This window comes from Bacillus sp. EB106-04-02-XG92, from assembly GCF_058791995.1.
This window is the reverse complement of record NZ_JBYTEA010000007.1, coordinates 52,177-72,096: the sequence shown is the minus strand read 5'-3', so window position 1 is coordinate 72,096 and position 19,920 is coordinate 52,177. Positions and strand designations below refer to the sequence as shown.

The window sequence follows — 19,920 nt, the reverse complement described above, 5'->3', positions numbered from 1 at the left end:
GGCCCTTCACCTTCTATACGTTTCAATTATTTTTCGAGCACTAAAATTCTACTAATATATTATTTATTTTTCGTTTTGAATTTCTTATTTCGCTTTCGAATTCTCCCACGCATTCTCTCATTCTCTTCCCACGTTATATTTAATGACAGACATTTAAATTTATTATGCTATTTCCCTTTATGCCTTACGTTTCGATTTACTTTTTTTATTTTTCTTTCGATATCTTGGAGTCTCTCTTTTATGTTGCTCCCACGTTTTATTAAATGATGGAAATTTAAATCTGCAATACGCTAATAGCTGAAATTCAGCTGCTCCGATTGCTACTGCATACATTAAAATGCTCCCAACCACATACATTAGTAAAGCATCAAACCCATAGTCGTTACAAAAATAAATTAAAACCAGAAGGAGTGGTACGTATATCATTACTCCCTTCAGTACATTCATCTTTGTATTACTAAAAAATGATTTAGATCTCTCATCCATACTAAAAACACCTTTACTCGCTTGTTTAAACGTATCAATTGTTGTCACAATATGAAAAATTATTGCTCCTAAAAATAATAAACTTGCAAGCGTCAATGTCAAAACATCAATCGAATTATTAGCTATTTCAGAAACAATTAAAGCTGTGAGCCCAATCGTTCCTAATTGAAATGCGTATAATAACACGACAATTGTTTGTAATTTTTGAAATTTATAACGAGCTTTTGGAAACGAATATAGTATTAAAAAAATGAATTGCACACTGTATAAAAACAGCTCAAACTTTACAATTCCCATTCCAAAGAGAACCTTACAATACTCCCAACCACCTGATAAAACGATAGAAAATATAATTATTGAACTAAAGAGTATGCCCCCCATCATAAATCCTGTAGCTCCCTCAGGACTTAATCTTACTCTACATGTCATTCGAAACTCATCTAAATCTTCTTCTTTTATATTCCACATCCAGTTTTTCACCTTCTATACAGTTTAAATAATTCTCATACACTTAAATTCTATTTCACTCTTACTTACTTTTCGTTTTGAATTTTGTATTTCGCTTTCGAAATCTCCCACGCATTCTCTCATTCTCTTCCCATGTCATATTAAATGACTTGAATTTGAATCTACAGTACACTAAGAGCTGGAATTCAGCTGCTCCGATGGCTACTGCATGCATTACAATTGTCCCTACTACATACAAAATTAACGTATCAAAGTCATAATCATTATGGAAATAAATGATTATTAGAAGGACTAAGTTATATACCATACTATCTTTTATCATTCTTTCTTTTGTTTCACTAAAAAATGATTGAGACCTCTCATCCATACTAAACGCACCTTCACTTGCTTGCTTAAACGTATCAATTGTTGTCACAATATGAACGATAACGGCTCCTATAAATAATAACCCTACACAAATTAAAGTCATTCGATCAATTGAATAGTCAGTCATTCCAGGAAGAACTAACGCTGTAAATGTTATTGTACCTAATTGAAATGCATATAATATTACAACGAGCGTTTGTAACTTTTGAAATTTAAAACGAGCTTTCGGAAATAGATATAGTATTAAAAAAATTATTTGTAAACTATATAAAACTAATTCAATGCTAACAATTATTTTGTCGAAAAAAGTTGAATAGTAATCCCAACCATCTGTAACTAGTGCTACGAAAATAAAAAACATCAATAATGAAACAAAAATGATTGTTCCCATCATAAATCCCGTCGCACCTTCAGGACTTAAACGATTTCTACATGTAATCCTAAATTGATCTAAATCTTCTTCTTTTATGTTCCACATTCAGTTTTTCACCTTCTATACAGTTTAAATAATTTTCATTCACTAAAATCCCATTACATTCGAAACTTTTTTAAGTATCTTCATCTTTTGTATAACTAAATTTAGATAATCTTTTATGTATATCATCACTACATTAATTGCCGTACATAATCCGAATGCTTTTGATAGTTCAAATACTCTCCTGTAAGTTATTACTTTTTTATCATCAAAACTTACAATACGTAATTTCTTTATGCCCTACGTTTCGATTTACTTTTTTTATTTTTCTTTTGATATCTTGGAGTCTCTCTTTTATGTTGCTCCCACGTTTTATTAAATGACGGAAATTTAAACTTGCAATATGCTAATAGCTGAAATTCAGCTGCACCTATGGCTATCGTATACATTAAAACAGTACCTATTACATATCCAATAAAAGTATCAAACGCATAATCATTATGAAAATAAATCAAAATAAGAAGGATTAATGCGTATATTGAAGCAACTTTCATCATAGTTCCTTTTGCTTTACTAAAAAAGGAAGCGGATCTTTCATCCATACTAAATGCACCTTCACTTGCCAATTTAAATGTATCTATTGTTGTTGTAATATGAAAAATTACTGCTCCTAAATATAGCAAACATACATAATTCAACGTAATACGATCCATTGAATTATTAGCTATTTCAGAAACAACTAAAACTGTAAGTAATATAGTAGCCATTTGAAGTGCGTATAATAATACAACAAGTGTTTGTAGCTTTTGAAATTTAAATTGAGCTTTTGGAAATAAATATAGAATGAAAAAAATTACTTGCAGAGCATATAACAACACTTCCAGCTTAACAATTCCTATATTAAGGAGAACCATACAATAATCCCAATCACCTGATACAATAATAGAAAAAACGGCTATTGAACTATAAAGTATTCCTCCAAACATAAATCCTGTAGCACCCTCAGGACTTAAACGATCATTACATGTCATCCTAAACTTATCTAAATCTTCTTCTTTTATATTCCACATCCTGGCTCTTCACCTTCTATATGTTTCAATTATTTTGCGCGCACTAAAATTCTATTAATATATTATTTATTTTTCGTTTTGAATTTCTTATTTCGCTTTCGAATTCTCCCACGCATTCTCTCATTCTCTTCCCACGTCATATGAAATGACTTGAATTTGAATCTACAGTACGCCAATAGTTGGAATTCTGCCGATCCGATTGCAACCGCATACATTAAAACAGTTCCTACTCCATACATAACAAAAAAATCAATTGAATAATCATTTTGAAAATACATTAAAATAAGTAGTATTAATATATATATTATAGTCCCCTTTATCATAGCTCCTTTTGTCTTACTAAAAAACGAGGTGGATCTTTCATCACCACTAAATGCACCTTCACTTGCTTGTTTAAATGTATCTAGCGTTGCTACAATATGGATAATAACTGCTCCTACAACTAGTAGCCCGGTATACATCCTACCAATTGAATTGTCAGCCATTTCAGAAAGAATCGAAACTACAAATAATATCGTTCCAAGTTGAAACGCATATAGTAATACGATTAGCGTTTGTAACTTTTGAAATTTATAACATGCTTTCGGAAATAGATATATAATTAAAAATATAATTTGAATACTAAATAACACAATTTCAGTTTTAACAATTGTTCTATCAAAAAAATTGTTGTAGTAATTCCAATCCCCTACTAAAATAATAAACATAAATATTGAAATATAAAATATTGTTCCAACCATAAAACCCGTAGCACCTTCTGGACTTAAACGCCCTTGACATGTTATTCGAAATTTATCTAAATCTTCTTCTTTTATATCCCACATCCTGACTCTTCACCCTCTATACAGTTTAAATAATCCTCATACACTTAATTCTATTTCACTCTTACTTACTTTTCGTTTTGGATTTTGTATTTCGCTTTCGCATTCTCCCACGCATTCTCTCATTCTCTTCCCACGTTATATTAAATGACTTGAATTTGAATCTGCAATACACTAAGAGCTGGAACTCTGCCGCTCCTATTGCTACTGCATACATAACAACATTACATATAACATAACCAAACATTGTGTTTAATGAGTAATTATTATTTATATAAATCAAAACAAGAAGAATTAACACATAAATTACAGCACCTCGTATAACATGTCCCTTTGTTTTACTAAAAAACGAAGCTGACTTGTCCTCACTACTAAATGCACCTTCGCTTGCTTGTTTAAATGTATCAACTGTTGTCACAATATGAACAATAATTCCCCCTAATACTAATAGACCTACATAAACACGTGTATGGAGATCCATTGAATGCTCTATCATCCCAGAAAGTACAAATACCGTGCATCCGATAGTTCCAAGTTGAAATGCATATAATAATATAACGAGCGTTTGTAATTTTTGAAATTTATAACGAGCTTTAGGGAATAAATATAGAATTAAAAACATTACTTGCAAACCATATAACACTAATTCACTCCTAACAATTGCCTTATCAAACAAGGTAGTATAATAATCCATTCCTCCCACAAAAATAATAACCATAAATAATGAAGTATAAAATATCGTTCCGAGCATAAATCCCGTCGCACCTTCAGGACTTAAACGCCTTCTGCATGTCATCCGAAATTCTTCTAAATCTTCCTCTTTTATATTCCACATCCTGACTTTTCACCTTCTATACAGTTTAAATAATTTTCATTCACTACCATTACATTCTTATACACTTTTCGTTTTAGGTTTTGTATTTCGCTTTCGCATTCTCTCATCCTCTTCCCACGTCATATTAAATGACTTAAATTTAAATCTACAGTACGCCAATAGTTGGAATTCTGCTGCCCCAATGGCTACTGTATACATTAAAAAAGTACCTATTACATATCCAATTAAAGTATCAAACGCATAATCATTGTGAAAATAAATCAAAATAAGAAGGATTAATGTGTATATTGAAGCAACTTTCATCATAGTTCCTTTTGTTTTACTAAAAAAGGAAGCGGATCTTTCATTCATACTAAATGCACCTTCACTTGCCTGTTTAAACGTATCAATCGTCGTTACAATATGAACAATCACTGCTCCTAAAAATAAGAAACCTACATATACTAATGTAATTCTGTCTATTGTATAATCAGACATTCCAGGAAGAATTAAAGCCGTGAATAATATCGTACCTAATTGAAATGCATATAATAACACGACAATCGTTTGTAACTTTTGAAATTTGAATCTAGCTTTTGGAAATGAATATAGAATTAAAAAAATTATTTGCAAGCTATATAGCACAAGTTCCATTCTAACGATTGTTTTCTCAAAGAAAGTAGTATAATAGTCCCAACTAAAGGTTACTAAAGTACCAATAAGAAAAAACATCATAACTGAAACATATACTATGGTTCCTATCATAAAACCTAAAGCAGCCTCAGGGCTTAAACGGCTGCTACATGTTACTCGAAATCCATCTAAATCTTCTTCTTTTATATTCCACATTCAGTTTTTCACCTTCTATACAGTTTAAATAATTTTCATTCACTAAAATCCCATTACATTCCTAATTTTTTAAGTACATTCATCTTTGTGTAACTAAATTTAGATAATCTTTTATGTATATCCTCACTACATTAATTACCGTACATAATCAGAATGCTTTTGATAGTTCAAATAGCCTTCTTTCTCCTCAAAAGCTCTAAATATTCTTCTCTCTTTCACTTAAGTATATTCCTCATACTCTATTTTTGTTTCCCCCGAAACTGCACTCACTTAGTAAAAACGTTACTGTCATCACAATTGTATCGAGATAATATAGCTCTTTAATTTTATCTTCAGAAAGGTGATAACCTCCCATCAACAATATGCTAGGAGGTTATTACAGTTATTTAAAATTTGTTTTTTATTTTAATGGATTCGATTTTTGCAAATAATAATGTTATTTAATTTGAGCAGCGAATATTAAAAACATACTGCTTAATAACTCGTAATTAAGTCTTCCCCCTCATATCTAGGGTCTTTCTCAACTTTACCATCTTTTGTTTTGATGACTTTTAGTCTACCTAACCACTCTGCTCCGTTATATGTCTCTTCACTTACCCATACATTATGCTTTTTACCATCTACCTCAACTACTAATGTGGGGTGTGTAAACATGAATTCCTTCTCTACATGCCTACCTACAATTTCTGCATTTAATGATGTACCTTCTTCAACTAATTTACTATTTTGATACCCTTCGATAATAGGTAATCCAATAAATACAAAGAATATGAGTCCAAATACGATTACTTTCTTCTTTGTACTCCATTTATTCTTTTCTTTCAATTCCTTCTGTCTCGCTTCTCTTTCTTCGCGTTCATCCAAACTCTCATTTAAAGCGTCTTCCCATGCCTTAATTTCCGCTTCAATTTCTGCTTCAGCTCTTGCTAATTTTTCTAGTTGTTCATCGGTTGCTACCATCTCATATGAGTTATCCCCAACCAAACGAATTTCAGCACCAGTTTCTTTTACTTTTCGCAAGTCTTTTTCTGTACAATTAAACTCTCGAATGATTTCCCCTTGTGTGTTTACCAGTCTAACGTAAATGCTTTTTTTCTCCTTCTTCTTAAACATCTGAACTCCCCCTTATTTGTTTCCTATCATAGATAACCCTATTGCAATTAAGATAAAGAAAACGATAATAAGGAAAGTCTTCTCTTTGCTTACTTGTGTTGGAGAACCTTTCAAGACAGCCCATATAAAAATTGGGAAAAGAAGAATACCTAGGAGAATATCAACCAACTTGTTGCTACTCTTCTTTAATGGTTTTTCTTCTACTATCGGTTTTATCTGAACAGCTTCTTTTCTTATTTGTTTCGGTTTCTTTTTCTTACGTCTATGATTCCCCCAACTTATTCCGCCACATTTTAAACTTAGCTGCAAATTGATCTTCCATTCTTCAAAACAAATCAGCTCCCTTAGAATGATTTATTATTATGAAAAGACTTTTCATAATTCACATAATCTTGCTTCGCTTTCCTCTTTAACTTCATACTGTCACCAGTTACTCTAGGCATTTTTAGTTTCATTACGTTCCCTTATTGTTCCTATCATAAATCCTAAAGCATCCTCAGGACTCCAACGATGTTTACATATCATCCGGAATTTATCTAAATCTTCTTCTTTTATATTCCACATCCAAGTTTCCCACCTTTAACTACCTTTACTTAAATCATATAGATTAAAAATAAAAACCTTCTCATTTTAATGAAAAGAGAAGGTTTTCTTGCTGTTATACATTCATGCCATATTCAAAACTTTCCCTCTTGAAATAACGTATTATAGTTAATCTTTTTAATTTTATTTTCACTATTAATTTAGGCATTTTTACTTTTCTTAAAAAACACCACATATGCAAATAATGACGAGATTAAGAGAAATACACCTGCCCCTATACCCTCATATATTTTAAAATAAACAGCAGCAATTATCACAAATATTGACATTATTATTATTAGAATCATTGTATATTTCACTATAAATTCTAACGCTTTATAGATAGATACTATTGTCCTTTCAAAAAAACCTTTCTCTGTTTCCGAAATATTCCGATTTTCATCCAAAATAACACCTTTCCCTCTTTCCAAATTGACTTTCGAATAAATTTTCCCTTTCAAAATAAGAACAAAGCGAACTGCCGAACGTAACTACTCCCCATACAGATTGACCCAACTGAAAAATCTCATGTCGAACTATTCAATTAATTGCATATAGATTTTAGAATAAAAAAACCTCCTCATTCTAACAAGAAGAGAAGGTTTTATTTATGTCATTTCCCCAAACCCTATTCAAAACTATCTCTTTTATGATATTTCCATATTTTAAAAGTCACAAGCTTAAAATATTATTCTTCATTAAATACAGCAATCTTCACTTCAACATACTGTAAAGACTCATCACCGCTAAACACATGATAAATCGGCGAGGCTAAATTCAGATTATTATCCTCCATATACAGAAGCATTTCACCATATACCTGCTCTGTTAATTTTTCATAATCTCCCGTATATCGTTTCATGAGCATCTCATCAACATAATAATAGCTCCTAAATTGAAGTGTTTCTGATGCTGGAATTTTATCTTCATTCACTGGCATGAATAATTCAACGTACATATTTTCATCAGATGGTATATTTTTCAAAGCATAAAACATCGGACCTTTTACTGTTAAATTCGCTGTTGCAATTTCTGACATAAAATGTTCAATTGCTTCTTCCATATCTTCGTAATGAAAATAGTACTCTTTCGAAACAACATTTGTATATGCAATACTTTGTCCTTCAATTATCATTTTATTGTTTCACCTACTTCTATAATAGGAGCATAAATATCTAGCCACATGTCACCGTATACGTCTAAACATACGTGATAAAAACCGTTATCTAATTTAATATGATGCTGTTCTGCAAACTCATGTATTAAATTATAAGCCTCCTCAATATCACCATCTTCATCAGTAAATCGAACACTTAATGCCTCTTCAATAATTAATCCATCAACGTATTCATATGCAGAATTCTCTCCTAATTTAACACGCTCATTTACTGGAACAGAATACGTATATTCACCGTACTCAGGTTCATTTTCCAATGGCTGATATTTAAAAAGAACGGGACCTACTGCATATATTCCATTATGAACAACTTGATTTCTCAGTGCGATAGCAGGTAATAACCAATCTTCTTTTTTTACAATTTGAGTAATACTAATTAAATTTAAAAGTGATAATGCTTTATATTGAATTTTCATAATAACTACTCCTTTTACTATACTTTCTCTTGGCTATATTTTTTATGTTTCTTCAAATGTCACTTACGCTCTCCTTCATATTCCTTCCACATTATAGTAAATGACGAACATTTAAATCTACTATACTCATTTCCTTTACGCCTTACGTTTTGATTTACCTTTTTTATTTTTCTTTTGATATCTTGGAGACTCTCTTTTATGTTGCTCCCACGATATGTTAAATGAAGGGAAATTAAATCTACAATACATTAATAGTTGAAATTCAGCTGCACCGACAGCAATTGTATACATTAATACAGTACCCACTACATAAAGGACTAAAACATCGAACGCATAATTAGTATGAAAATAAATTAAAACAAGAAGGGTTAGTGCATATAGTGTAGCCCACTTCATCACATTCCCCTTTGTTTTACTAAAAAATGAGGTAGATCTTTCATCCTTACTGAACGCACCTTCACTCGCTTGTTTAAATGTATCGATAGTTGTCACAATGTGAACAATGACTGCTCCTAGGAATAACATACCTACATATATTAATGTAATTCTGTCAATTGAATCCTCCGAAATTCCAGGAAGAATCAACGCTGTGAATGTTATAGTACCTAATTGAAATGCATATAATAATATTACAAAAGTTTGTAGTTTTTGTAATTTAAAACACACTTTTGGAAATGAATATAGAATTAAAAACATTATTTGTAAGCTATATAACACAATTTCAATTTTAACAATTGTTTTGTCAAAGAAAGTATTATAATACTCCAAGCCCCCCATAAAAATAAAAAACATAAATACTGAAGTATAAACTATCCCTCCAATAAAGAAAACCATAGCACCTTCAGGGCTTAAACGACTGCTACATGTTGCTCGAAATCCATCTAAATCTTCTTCTTTTATATCCCACATCATCTATCTGCACCTTTCGTGTAGTCTGATTACCAAAATATAGATTTAAGTTTCTCCCCTATTTTAAATTTTTCTTCTATCTTTTCAGTTACATTTTTTACTCCTTTTTTAGCAAGATCAATCGCACTGTCCCCGCCGAATTTTTTCCATTTTATATTTGCTACGGCTGTAATACCTACTGCAACACCAGCCCCAACCACAGTACCAAGCGGCGGAAGGAAAAATGATCCTGCTACAGCACCAGCTGCCATTGCTCCAGCATTCGCTCCAATATCTACAGCTGAATCTGTTGCTATATCCACTACATCTTTTAACTGCCAACCGCCTTCTTTAGCATCAACAACATTACCTCCAACTGACATAACCGCTCCAAAAATACCTGCTCCTTTCAATATCCCCCCTGCTTTACCCAGACCTTTAAACGATTCTTTCCATTTCATAGGGTTAATATCCTTTAAGCCGTCTGCCCAAGCGGCTTTAAATGAACTCAGTCCTTTTTTCCCAATCGCGGTAGGCAATCCTTTGTTCTCCCGATCCATCCGAAAATCTGCGTAATTTTGAAACTCTGGTAATTTATAAATATTTCTGCGTGCCTTTTTTATTTGTTCCTTTGTTGTTTTCAAACCCTCGAATTTAAATTCTAATTTATCCTTTAAATATTTGAATAAAACGTCATCTTTATTATCCATTTTAAGTATTCTTTCTGCTAAAACCATATCTTCTTTCTTAGAAGTCGATAATGTATATGCCCCTTTACCTTTTCGGCCTTTAGGATCAAAAAGGACTTCCAAACCCAATTTCTTTGTAACATAATGCATACGTATGTAGGCATTTAAAGTAGCCTTAGCTCCCTTGTTCCCAATATCAAACTTAGTCATGCCATCTGCCAATCCCTTAATGATATTTCCAATTGATGTGTCAGCTAATAACTTCCCTATTGAAGCGATAGACAAATTCCCATTATTCACTTTTATTTGCTTCATTCCCTCATCTATCTTACGCATTAATTCATCAAACTCTTGCAGGTCACTTTGCTTACTATTATAAGTCTCTAATTTTTCTAATGTCTCACTGATTTCTTTTTGGCTTTTTACAGCGCCTTCAGTGATGCTTGATGATGATGGATATTGAATTGCGACGATGTCACTAATCGTACCTACTGTTTTTTTCGCCTCTTCATTAGAGTGGCTAAATCCCTCACTATATCCATTAACTTTTTTCTTTACATCATCCAAATAACTTCCATGAATTTTTGCATCTGCATCACTGTCAACCTCACTGTTAAACTCCTCTATTGCTTTTTGAAATTGACTTTTTAACATTTCCGTTGTAACTGTAAATCCAGTGATAACAGCTCCATGAACTGTAGATAAATGATTCTTAATAGTATCAGCAGCTTTCCCTTGAAAAGAGTTAATTTGTGTAAAGTCCTCTATTTTTTGCTGCAATGTTTCCAAATGTTGATTTAACTCTTCAGCACTTGAATTAAACCGCTCTTGCAGTTCTTTTACTTCTTGTAACTCTATGATTTTGCTCATATTTTCCCCCTCCTATCCCTTTACATAGCACGGTGAGCTGAACTGTCTTTCAAATCTTTTCCAAGCTTTTCATCTTGCTGAACCATTTCTTGTCCTGTTTGCTGAATTCTACTAATATCCTTTTGTAGTATTTGTTCATATTGCTGCACTTTTTTTGATAACTTTTCAATCGCTTCACAATATTTTTTCAGTTTACTTAAATTCGTACGATGTAACTGCATACCATTAAATTTAGTCTTACCTAAATCACTAGCACTACTTTTCAATTCACTTACTTTCGCATCAAATACCCCTTTATTTAATTTAATTTCCCCCATTTATCATTTCCCCGCCTTCTGTACTTCTACTTGAATACTAGCGTCAACCATTGAAACACTTCTACTTAAAGAAGCAATACTTGACTCACATGCAGCGATTTCTCTTTCAAGCCGCTGTATGGCTTGATCGATGTCTTCTTGCACTCTTCCTAGTTCTCCGATAAATTTCCCTAAATTCGAAATGACTTGTTGTTCATACGTTTCTTTAAAAGTAGTTGCTCTTTGCCCTTTCCAACTACTTTCGTTTATTTCTAAAGACTTAAACTGCTCTTGATTTTGTCTAATTGCTTCAAGATTATTTACAAAGTTCCCTTTTGCCGTTATTACTCTTCTTAGTTTCATTTGTAATTCAGCCAATTGCCCTTGTTGATAACTTATACTACTTAATAAACCAGATTTTTGACTATTTAATTCCTCTATCCCCATGCAAATCCCCCCTTAAATAGTTGGCACTTTAATTCTAGTAGCAAAACGATTTTCAACAAAATACCCTTCAAATGGGTTTAACTTTGTACTACTTAAATCTTTATTAGATACATCGAAGACCATTTGGCCTGATGATTTTCTAAGTAAAATAACATGAGATTGCGTTTTTATTGTTTTTGAAACTAAGTCGTATCGACTGTCAATTGAATCAACATCACAGCCAATTACGAAGTGGATGCCCATAAATGCACCATTTGTTATTAATTCCGCCAAACTATATATATCGCTATCTTCTAAATTACTTAAAATATCATTTACATCTGCAATTACGATTACAATCGGCTTAAATTTCTTAATAAATTCTGCCGGGTTCACTGTTTCACTTGATGCTTCCTGCTCCTCTTTAAACGCCGCTTCTCTCGATTTATAAGCGTTTGTAACTTGTTTAATCGTTTTCTCAATTCCCGTTTTTTCAGCTACATATAAAGCAGCGCTCTCTCTATAGTTTGAGAAATTTCGTGTTCTTGTATCAATTAAACCTAGGTCAAAGTGTCCACTGTCTGCTAACTGTTGAAGGAATTGATGAACTACATTTTCAACTTCCTCTTTCTTGATTCCCCCTACAACAATATTAGACGCTTCCGTTAAATCTAATTCGAGAGGCGTAACGTTTTCTGTTTCTACACCAAATGTTAGTTTGCCTGCTTCAATAATTTTTCTTGTTTCTGGCCATGCAATGAATTCCTTGTATTCCAGAACTTCAGGTACCATAGGAATTGCTTTCGGTCTTTCTCCATCCCAGAAGGAATCCATCTCTTTTCCTTCAGCTTGTATATTTTCAATTCGAGTAAGTACATCTTCTCCATTTGTCGGTAAAGCTGTTTGGAAGATTGTTGGTTCGTCAATTTTAACTAAACCACGTCCTGCTAATTCTTCAATTTTTAACTCTGTTCTTCCTACAATAGCTCTAGATTCTGCCTCATCTATCATATATAGAGCAATTTGTAGTTTAATATTTGTATTTACTTGTACTCTCAATGCATTTTGACGTGTAGCCGTAAGCATTAAATGAATTCCTACTGCTGCCCCTTCACGTACAATTTGTGCAATAATGCGTTCAAAGTCTTCGACAAATCCAGCTTCTCTAACAGCATCATAATTATCTAACGTAATTAATATTGTTGGTAATACTTCTTTACTAGCTCTCTCATACATTTCAAGACTCGCAACACCATATTTACTTAGCAATTGCTTTCTATCTTTTAATAGGTCTTCTATGCGACGAAGAAACTTCTCGCATTTTTCAACTTGGTCTAATGTAATAATGTCCGCCACATGTGGTAAAGATTTTAATGGCATTAAACCGTTCGTTCCGAAATCTAATAAATACACATGCAAATGCTCCGGACTATGCTGACGAGCTACATCCATAATGACTGATTGTAAGAATGTTGATTTTCCGTAGCCTGGACTTGAGAAGACCGCTACGTGTCCGTCTTTACTAATATCTAATGTTAATGGTGTTTGTGATTGTAATTCAGGCTGATCTAGTAGACCAACTGTTGCTTTTAATGGTTTCTTTTCTTTCGTCCATGCCTCTTTGAACTGAATAGCATGTAAGTCTTGTAAATATACGCTTTCTGGAAGTGGTGGTAACCACGGTCTAGCTAACGCTTCAATTTCATTTATTTCTGCGTAATCGTGAATGTAGTCAATAACAGCATCCAGTTCAGACGGTACGCTTATTACTTCTTTACTGCTACCAAGTCCACTTAAGTCTTCACTTAATATTTCATATTGTCCTAGATCATTTATTGCATAGATTGTTGCGTCTAAATGTTCTTTATCCTCTTTGTTTTCTACATAGTCTGCTCCGCTCCAAGCTGATTGGAATAGTTCATAAATTTCATTATTCCCAACTTGTAAGTAAGCACGTCCTGGTAATGTAATTTCAGCAGCATCTGGTGTTTTTAAAATTTCATTACTATCTGACGTATTTTGAACTTTTAATGCTAGTTTGAATTTCGAGTTACTCCAAATTTGATCATCTACAACACCACTTGGTTTTTGCGTAGCTAATATTAAATGAATTCCGAGTGAACGACCGATACGCGCTGTTGAAACTAACTCTTTCATAAATTCTGGTTGTTCTGACTTCAGTTCCGCGAATTCATCACTAATTAAAAATAGATGTGGCATCGGTTCACTTACTAAGCCTTCTTTATACAGTTTTTGATACTGATTAATATGGTTTACATCATTTTCGCCAAATAATCGTTGTCTTTTTTGTAATTCAGCTTTAATTGATGCGAGCGCTCTCATACTTTGTGCTCCATCTAAGTTCGTAATTGTTCCTAATAAATGTGGTAAGTTTTTGAATAAATTCGCCATACCGCCGCCTTTATAGTCAATGAGTAGAAAGGCTACTTCGTAAGGATGGAAATTGACTGCTAGAGATAAAATATACGATTGTATAATTTCCGATTTACCTGAACCTGTTGTACCTGCTATTAACCCGTGTGGTCCGTGTGCTTTTTCGTGTAAGTTTAAGTTTACGATATCTTCTTTACCACGTAATCCAAGTGGTACAGCTAAAGATTTATGCGCTGCATTTTTCTCCCAGCGACTTGTGATATTCAGTTCTTTTACTTTCTCAACACCGTACATTTCTAAAAATGTTACACTTTCTGGGATACTATTTTTTAAGTTTTGCAAATGATTTAACGGTGCTAATGCTCGTGAAACATCTTCTAAATTGAACCCTTTCGGTACGTGATTGAGTTTAAATTGACGGTTTACAAGCTCTCCTTGTTCTAAGATGATGTTCCCTTGTTTTGCATCTCTTATGTCTATTACCGTTTTCACATGCTCCGGTAAACTTTGCATAACATCTTGTACAAATACAAGTGATACACCTAATTGACTCGGATCATCATTAAAGAATTCCATAACAACATGGTCTAGTATTAGTTTTTCATCTGTAATGAGAACGACATAGTGCGGTGCAAAGTACATTTTTTCATTCGTTGAACTTTTTTCATCTAGTTTTAATTTTCGTTCTTTCAATATTTGATACAAACTATTTAACACTTGATCACGGCTACGATCATGGTACACAAATCCACGTACATTTATATCGCGAACACTTCCATGAGGTAACCAGCGCATCCAATCCCATTTTTCTTTTTCTTCTTCAGGAAAAATAGTAATAAACTGCAAGTCATAATAACTATGGAATAACGCGGTTTGCACAACTAATAATTGTAATTGTTCTAACACTAAAGATCGTTGTCCAATATAGCCAACTGGTCCATTTATCAAATCTGTTACAACAGGTACATCTTCCAATGATAGATAACGCTGTCTTAGTTCACGTGCTATATCAATTAATTCATCTTTCGTTTGACTAAATTCTTCTTCATTAAATTGGATTTCAAAACTTGTATTAGCTTGTCCTGTTCCAACGCTAAATGTTAAGAAATCATGATGTAACATTGTTTTTTCATATATACGTGGATTTACTTGCATAGCCATATTACGTATCACTTCAACATTTGGATTATGATATTGTAATGCATGACGCTGCTTTTCACTTTCTGCATGTAAATCTTTCGTTTTTTGTTTTATATACGCTCTATAACTTTTATCACGTTCAACAATGTCGATTTTATATTGCTTTAAATTTTTTATATAAGATGTGACAGATACAATAATCGTTACTAATGTCATCGCAATTGATGCAATAATAAACAGCCCATATTTCATAAAGATAGCAAGTAATACTGTTACGACAATCATGACAAGAGAAGGTGCAATAATTCTCGCCAAATGCTCAGTCGGTTTTGACGGCATACTTGAAGGTTTGGCAATTGTCATTTTCTCTTCTGGTTCACGGTAAATAATACGTGGTGAGCGATGATAGTCTGGATAACCACTTTGATAATTCGTTTCGGATTCTACTAAAATAGGTAACGTAGATGTAACGTTCTCTTCTGAAGACAATACTTGAATATCTTCACTGCCTATCTCTACTAAAACACCATCAAAATATAATACGTCTCCCGCTTCCAACATTACGCTATCTTTTAGCTTCGTATAATTATGAAATACATCCCCGTCATATACGTTTACTTTAAAAGAATCGTACAACGTTTCACGAGATAGCATTAAATCTACATTTGCCCCAGTAATAGAAATATCATCGTAACTGTTTTGACTAATTGTAAGAGAATGTTTCGTTCCGATATCAAACACTTTCGTTGTGCCGATAATAGATATAAAGATTTTCAAGCTCACATCTTTAGTTTTTCCAATCTCAAATTCCTTATTGAATTCTATTAATTGATTTTTTACCATCCAAGCACTTACTTCATTATTCCACTTTAATTCTACTTCTTGTTCTAAACTTGGATTTGTAATATCATTTGTCCACTCTTTTCCAATCGACACTATTGATTGCTCATTTGGATGTAATGTGCACTTATATATTTTGTCTCCATAAGTCAATACTAATAGTTGCTCCATCCGTGTTCACTGCTCCTTTTCAACTGTCTCATCAAGTGCTTACTCTTTTTTCTCTGTGTTCGACGAGTCTTTATCGTTTGATGATTTGCCATATTTCTTTTTATATTCATCCAATTGTTGCTCGTATGTTTTTAATTTTTGATCACGCTCTTCTCCTGATAAATCCGGATTATTTTTCAGCGATTCAATTTGTTTAACCAGTCCGTACATAATAAGCTGAGGATCATCCAGTGTCTTAGCTAAATCTAATGATTTATCAAAATTACCTTTTCCGTTATACATCCAATACAGCAAATACTTTTCATCACTTTTCAAACTAATATTTTTCATAATTGATTTCTTTTGATCTTCACCTAGTTTTTCTACTGTAATGTACGCAAATGCTAACTCATATTTAGAGGCAACTGGTAATGATTCAAATTCTTCTTCATTTAATTGCGTAATTACTTTGTCATAATCAGTTGCTATGAAACCCGCATTTGCTTCTAATAATTTATTTTGATAAGGAAATTTTATAAAAGTGAAATATATTAAAGGAGCAGCTAAAATAACTGTCGCCGCTATGAAGGAAAAAGCTAAATATTTAAACGATTTATAGCTCTTTTTAGGTACTAACTGCATATTTTTTTCTGTTTTTATTTGTTCCTTCTCAAAGCTGTCATCTAGAAACTGCAGTAATGCATCTAAGCTTTCCATTTGAGCAACTGTCTGTTCAAATGTTGTTTCTTTCGCATCTTTTAGTAACCCAGCATATAAATCATCAAAATTGTGCTTTTCGGAGAATAAAGCAATAATTAAACACTTGTATTGTGTTAAAAATTGCTCTTCTAACAACGGGGTTGGTGGAACAATATCTCGAATTCCTCTATGTATAATGCTTGGCATTAAATTTGCATTAAAAACTAAATTGTCCGGATGTAAAAAGAACGTAATTCGTTTATTTAAATATTTACGAAACTGCGCAACATTTCGGAGCAGTCTCAATTTCTCATTTCTTCCAAAACGGCTAAGATCGTCCCACTTATGTAATTTTTTGTCCACTTGAAATAGGAACGTAAACATATCATCCGTTTCTTCTATTGTTAATGGTACAAATTCAGATGATGCGCCCGTAATTATATCGAATTGACGGAAGTCTTTTATACGCGTTTGAGATTTTGTCATCTCCAATTTCCAATTTTCTTTTTCTATTTGAAATTGATAGTTCATTGCATCAATTTGAATTGTTTTTTCCGTCATGTTTATCCTCTTCTCCTTTTCTTTATAACCAGTAATAACTTATTTTCAAAAAACTAAAAGTAAGAAATATTCTTTATAAAACTTGTAAAATATCTCCGTCTGTTATTTGGTGATCAATTAAACGATCATTATCCGTTAAAACAATTGACTTATTTTTCACTTTCATTACAAAATGTGCACCTTCATGATTATCAATCTTTAGCGTATCTAATAAATTTTTCAATAAATATTTAATAGATTGATGATTCGGTATACGTAAATCATATGTATTTCCATTCCATTTACTAAAATCTACCGTTACATTAATATGCGTTTGTATTGCCATTACTTTACCTCCAACTTTTCCGAAGAACCGTATAAATACCGATGCAAATAAGTAAAACACCGCCGCCTAACAATATGATTATTGTTGTACTAATTGGCTTTTCATTCATTGTTTGATTACTTGCTACTTCATCAGCACTTTTTCTTACAACGTATTCACTACTAAACAAACTATTTTTCGTATTTTTAACACGATTATTTTCTTTTTGTTTTATAAAAAGAGAATCTCTTAAAGATTCCATCTCTTTTTGTTCTTTCTCTTTCTTTTTTTGAATTTCTTCTTCTACATCTGTATTAAATAACTCAATTGATGCTTTATCTAATTCTGTTTCCTTATGTTCCTTTTTATTTTTTTCTTGGTCTTTATCTTCAAATCGGTCTACTTTAAACTGGATCTTTCCATCATCACCAAGATAACTGTCCGCCGCGCTCCTAATCGGTTGCGCGACAAACAGTAAAAGGAAACAAATAAATGATAACTTAACCACTATGCTCCATTGTTTGATCATTTACTTCTTTTTCCTCCCATTTCTTGTGCCATACAAATAGATTGCTAACTAATCCTATAATGGCAATTACAAACAATACGATAAAAATAACTTTTCCTGTATCTTTACCGCTAATAAAATCATTTAGAAAACCTTCTATATATTGAAGAGGTGAAAATTGACGCAATTTACCTACAGAAGACATTTGGTCTACTTTACTTCCAACTGCTTCAGTTAAAAATAGATACATACTTAAAAATACTAATAAGATAAACATCCCTACCATTTTTATTTGTCTTAATAAGTATGTTGAAACTAATACGAATGCCATCATAATGATTGTGATAAACGCAATCCATAGTAAACTTTGATCCTGACCGAACTTTAATAGACGGCCTGAAATGATTCCTATACTGATTCCTTCCACAATCGATATTCCAAATGCTACTACTGTAGTTGGTACATTCATATCAATTAAAGAGAATCTCTCTTCAAAATGATCTGATTGCGTTCGTTTCTTTTCTTGATTCGCAATTGCATATGCAGTAAATAACGCAACAATGAAACAAGTTAATACGATTAAGTACGGTGTAAAAGCATTACCAGCTACAATTACCCCATCATTTTGCTTCTGAACTGGACTAGCTAAAAACTCATATAGCATCTCATTTTGACGATCTCCAATACGACTATTCGCTAAAATTTTCGTGAAGTTCTTCGAGAATGCTTTATCGTCTTCCATTTTCTTCGTAAAATCATTCAATAAAGAATCTGCCTTCGAAACAATTGTCGTTCCGCTTTCTTGAATTTCTTTTGCTTGTCCATTAATTTGATCAAATGTTTTATACACATCATCTGATGTCGATAAACTGTGCTTCGAACTCTCTACTAATGACTGAGTTTGCATCGTTAAAGATTTAATACCAGAGTCTAACGATAGTACAGCTGTTTGTTCACCAGCATTATTAGTCGTTAATACTTGTTGCTCTTCCACTAACTTTAAGCTACTCTCACGCCATTTCGCTAAACCTTTTAAATACTCCCCTAAATTTTGATTCATACTAGTTGCTTGTTGCATCGTTTCATTTAATTTCTCTGCTAGTAGCAGTGAATTTTGATCTGCACTAGTAATGAGCTGTTGGTAAGAGTCCATTTTTTGTTTTAAACCTATCATATCTTGCTTTACTTCACTCGTAATACTAGCTGATACAAGATTTGAGATTAAATCAATTACACTTTGCTTATTTAACATATAGTACAATGAATGATCAGTAGCAATCGCATCTAAAGTTCCCTCTTCAAGCTTTGGCCCCACATCATTCGTTCTTAAATCAATACCATAATACATTTGATACAGACTTATTAAACCTTGATAACTTTGAACGGTCTCGACTGCTTCTTTAATTAATACATTAGATGTATTATCTGTTAACTTCTCAGTTTTTTGATGTACAATATAATTATTTGTACGTTCAATAACTGTTGAGCCACCACCTTGATTTGGGTTTCCTCCGTTTCCGTTATCTGTCCCCGTTCCGCCTCCTGGGTTTCCTCCGTTTCCGTTATCTGTTCCCGTTC

Annotated in this window: 21 protein-coding genes; all 21 read right to left on the bottom strand. The window is 32.6% G+C overall.

The features are described 5' to 3' along the window. Positions 1-177 precede the first annotated feature (177 nt). Entirely contained in the window at positions 178-954 is a 777-nt protein-coding gene (locus tag AC3WVA_RS18580) for a hypothetical protein (RefSeq protein ID WP_098346510.1), read from the bottom strand. Positions 955-1,015: 61 nt separating this feature from the next. After that, on the bottom strand, positions 1,016-1,798 hold the full coding sequence (locus tag AC3WVA_RS18575; RefSeq protein ID WP_492322082.1) for a hypothetical protein: 783 nt from the start codon (positions 1,796-1,798) through the stop codon (positions 1,016-1,018). Positions 1,799-2,028: 230 nt separating this feature from the next. Continuing rightward, positions 2,029-2,805 carry a hypothetical protein gene (locus tag AC3WVA_RS18570; protein WP_098346509.1) on the bottom strand — a complete coding sequence of 259 codons (777 nt, stop codon included), beginning with the start codon at positions 2,803-2,805 and terminating at the stop codon, positions 2,029-2,031. Between the two features lie 62 nt (positions 2,806-2,867). Then, positions 2,868-3,629, bottom strand: a complete 762-nt coding sequence (locus tag AC3WVA_RS18565) for a hypothetical protein (protein ID WP_492322081.1) — start codon at positions 3,627-3,629, stop codon at positions 2,868-2,870. 61 nt (positions 3,630-3,690) lie between these two features. Then, the gene (locus tag AC3WVA_RS18560) at positions 3,691-4,461 is read right to left on the bottom strand and encodes a hypothetical protein (RefSeq protein WP_492322080.1); all 771 of its coding nucleotides are present in this window, start codon (positions 4,459-4,461) and stop codon (positions 3,691-3,693) included. A 57-nt stretch (positions 4,462-4,518) separates the two neighbouring features. After that, positions 4,519-5,289: a hypothetical protein gene (locus AC3WVA_RS18555; RefSeq protein ID WP_098521154.1), complete on the bottom strand. Its 771-nt coding sequence runs from the start codon at positions 5,287-5,289 to the stop codon at positions 4,519-4,521. A gap of 474 nt (positions 5,290-5,763) precedes the next feature. Further along, the gene (locus AC3WVA_RS18550) at positions 5,764-6,402 is read right to left on the bottom strand and encodes a hypothetical protein (protein ID WP_097856337.1); all 639 of its coding nucleotides are present in this window, start codon (positions 6,400-6,402) and stop codon (positions 5,764-5,766) included. Between the two features lie 12 nt (positions 6,403-6,414). Next, positions 6,415-6,711: a hypothetical protein gene (locus tag AC3WVA_RS18545; protein ID WP_170953989.1), complete on the bottom strand. Its 297-nt coding sequence runs from the start codon at positions 6,709-6,711 to the stop codon at positions 6,415-6,417. 126 nt (positions 6,712-6,837) lie between these two features. Further along, the gene (locus AC3WVA_RS18540; RefSeq protein WP_255285108.1) at positions 6,838-6,966 is read right to left on the bottom strand and encodes a hypothetical protein; all 129 of its coding nucleotides are present in this window, start codon (positions 6,964-6,966) and stop codon (positions 6,838-6,840) included. Between the two features lie 179 nt (positions 6,967-7,145). Continuing rightward, positions 7,146-7,391 carry a hypothetical protein gene (locus AC3WVA_RS18535; protein WP_098346557.1) on the bottom strand — a complete coding sequence of 82 codons (246 nt, stop codon included), beginning with the start codon at positions 7,389-7,391 and terminating at the stop codon, positions 7,146-7,148. Positions 7,392-7,672: 281 nt separating this feature from the next. Beyond that, a complete protein-coding gene (locus AC3WVA_RS18530) occupies positions 7,673-8,119 on the bottom strand; it encodes a DUF5085 family protein (RefSeq protein ID WP_000582716.1) in 447 nt (148 codons plus the stop codon). Then, the gene (locus AC3WVA_RS18525) at positions 8,116-8,577 is read right to left on the bottom strand and encodes a DUF5085 family protein (protein WP_000701784.1); all 462 of its coding nucleotides are present in this window, start codon (positions 8,575-8,577) and stop codon (positions 8,116-8,118) included. Before AC3WVA_RS18525 ends, AC3WVA_RS18530 begins: the two co-directional genes overlap by 4 nt. 135 nt (positions 8,578-8,712) lie before the next feature. Continuing rightward, the gene (locus tag AC3WVA_RS18520) at positions 8,713-9,486 is read right to left on the bottom strand and encodes a hypothetical protein (RefSeq protein WP_098346556.1); all 774 of its coding nucleotides are present in this window, start codon (positions 9,484-9,486) and stop codon (positions 8,713-8,715) included. 29 nt (positions 9,487-9,515) lie between these two features. Beyond that, entirely contained in the window at positions 9,516-11,024 is a 1,509-nt protein-coding gene (locus AC3WVA_RS18515; protein ID WP_098521153.1) for a T7SS effector LXG polymorphic toxin, read from the bottom strand. A 20-nt stretch (positions 11,025-11,044) separates the two neighbouring features. Beyond that, entirely contained in the window at positions 11,045-11,341 is a 297-nt protein-coding gene (locus tag AC3WVA_RS18510; RefSeq protein WP_001990255.1) for a TIGR04197 family type VII secretion effector, read from the bottom strand. A 3-nt stretch (positions 11,342-11,344) separates the two neighbouring features. Continuing rightward, entirely contained in the window at positions 11,345-11,767 is a 423-nt protein-coding gene (locus tag AC3WVA_RS18505; RefSeq protein WP_071758078.1) for a YwqH-like family protein, read from the bottom strand. Between the two features lie 12 nt (positions 11,768-11,779). Further along, positions 11,780-16,291, bottom strand: a complete 4,512-nt coding sequence (essC, locus tag AC3WVA_RS18500; protein ID WP_098346505.1) for a type VII secretion protein EssC — start codon at positions 16,289-16,291, stop codon at positions 11,780-11,782. A 39-nt stretch (positions 16,292-16,330) separates the two neighbouring features. Then, entirely contained in the window at positions 16,331-17,530 is a 1,200-nt protein-coding gene (gene essB, locus AC3WVA_RS18495; RefSeq protein WP_166689729.1) for a type VII secretion protein EssB, read from the bottom strand. A 73-nt stretch (positions 17,531-17,603) separates the two neighbouring features. Continuing rightward, entirely contained in the window at positions 17,604-17,855 is a 252-nt protein-coding gene (locus AC3WVA_RS18490; RefSeq protein ID WP_048528747.1) for an EsaB/YukD family protein, read from the bottom strand. A 4-nt stretch (positions 17,856-17,859) separates the two neighbouring features. After that, on the bottom strand, positions 17,860-18,363 hold the full coding sequence (essA, locus tag AC3WVA_RS18485; RefSeq protein WP_048528746.1) for a type VII secretion protein EssA: 504 nt from the start codon (positions 18,361-18,363) through the stop codon (positions 17,860-17,862). Further along, positions 18,335-19,920, bottom strand: a 1,586-nt coding sequence (locus AC3WVA_RS18480) for an MFS transporter (RefSeq protein WP_492322079.1), incomplete at its 5' end; no start/stop codon positions are given. The genes essA and AC3WVA_RS18480, both read right to left, overlap by 29 nt.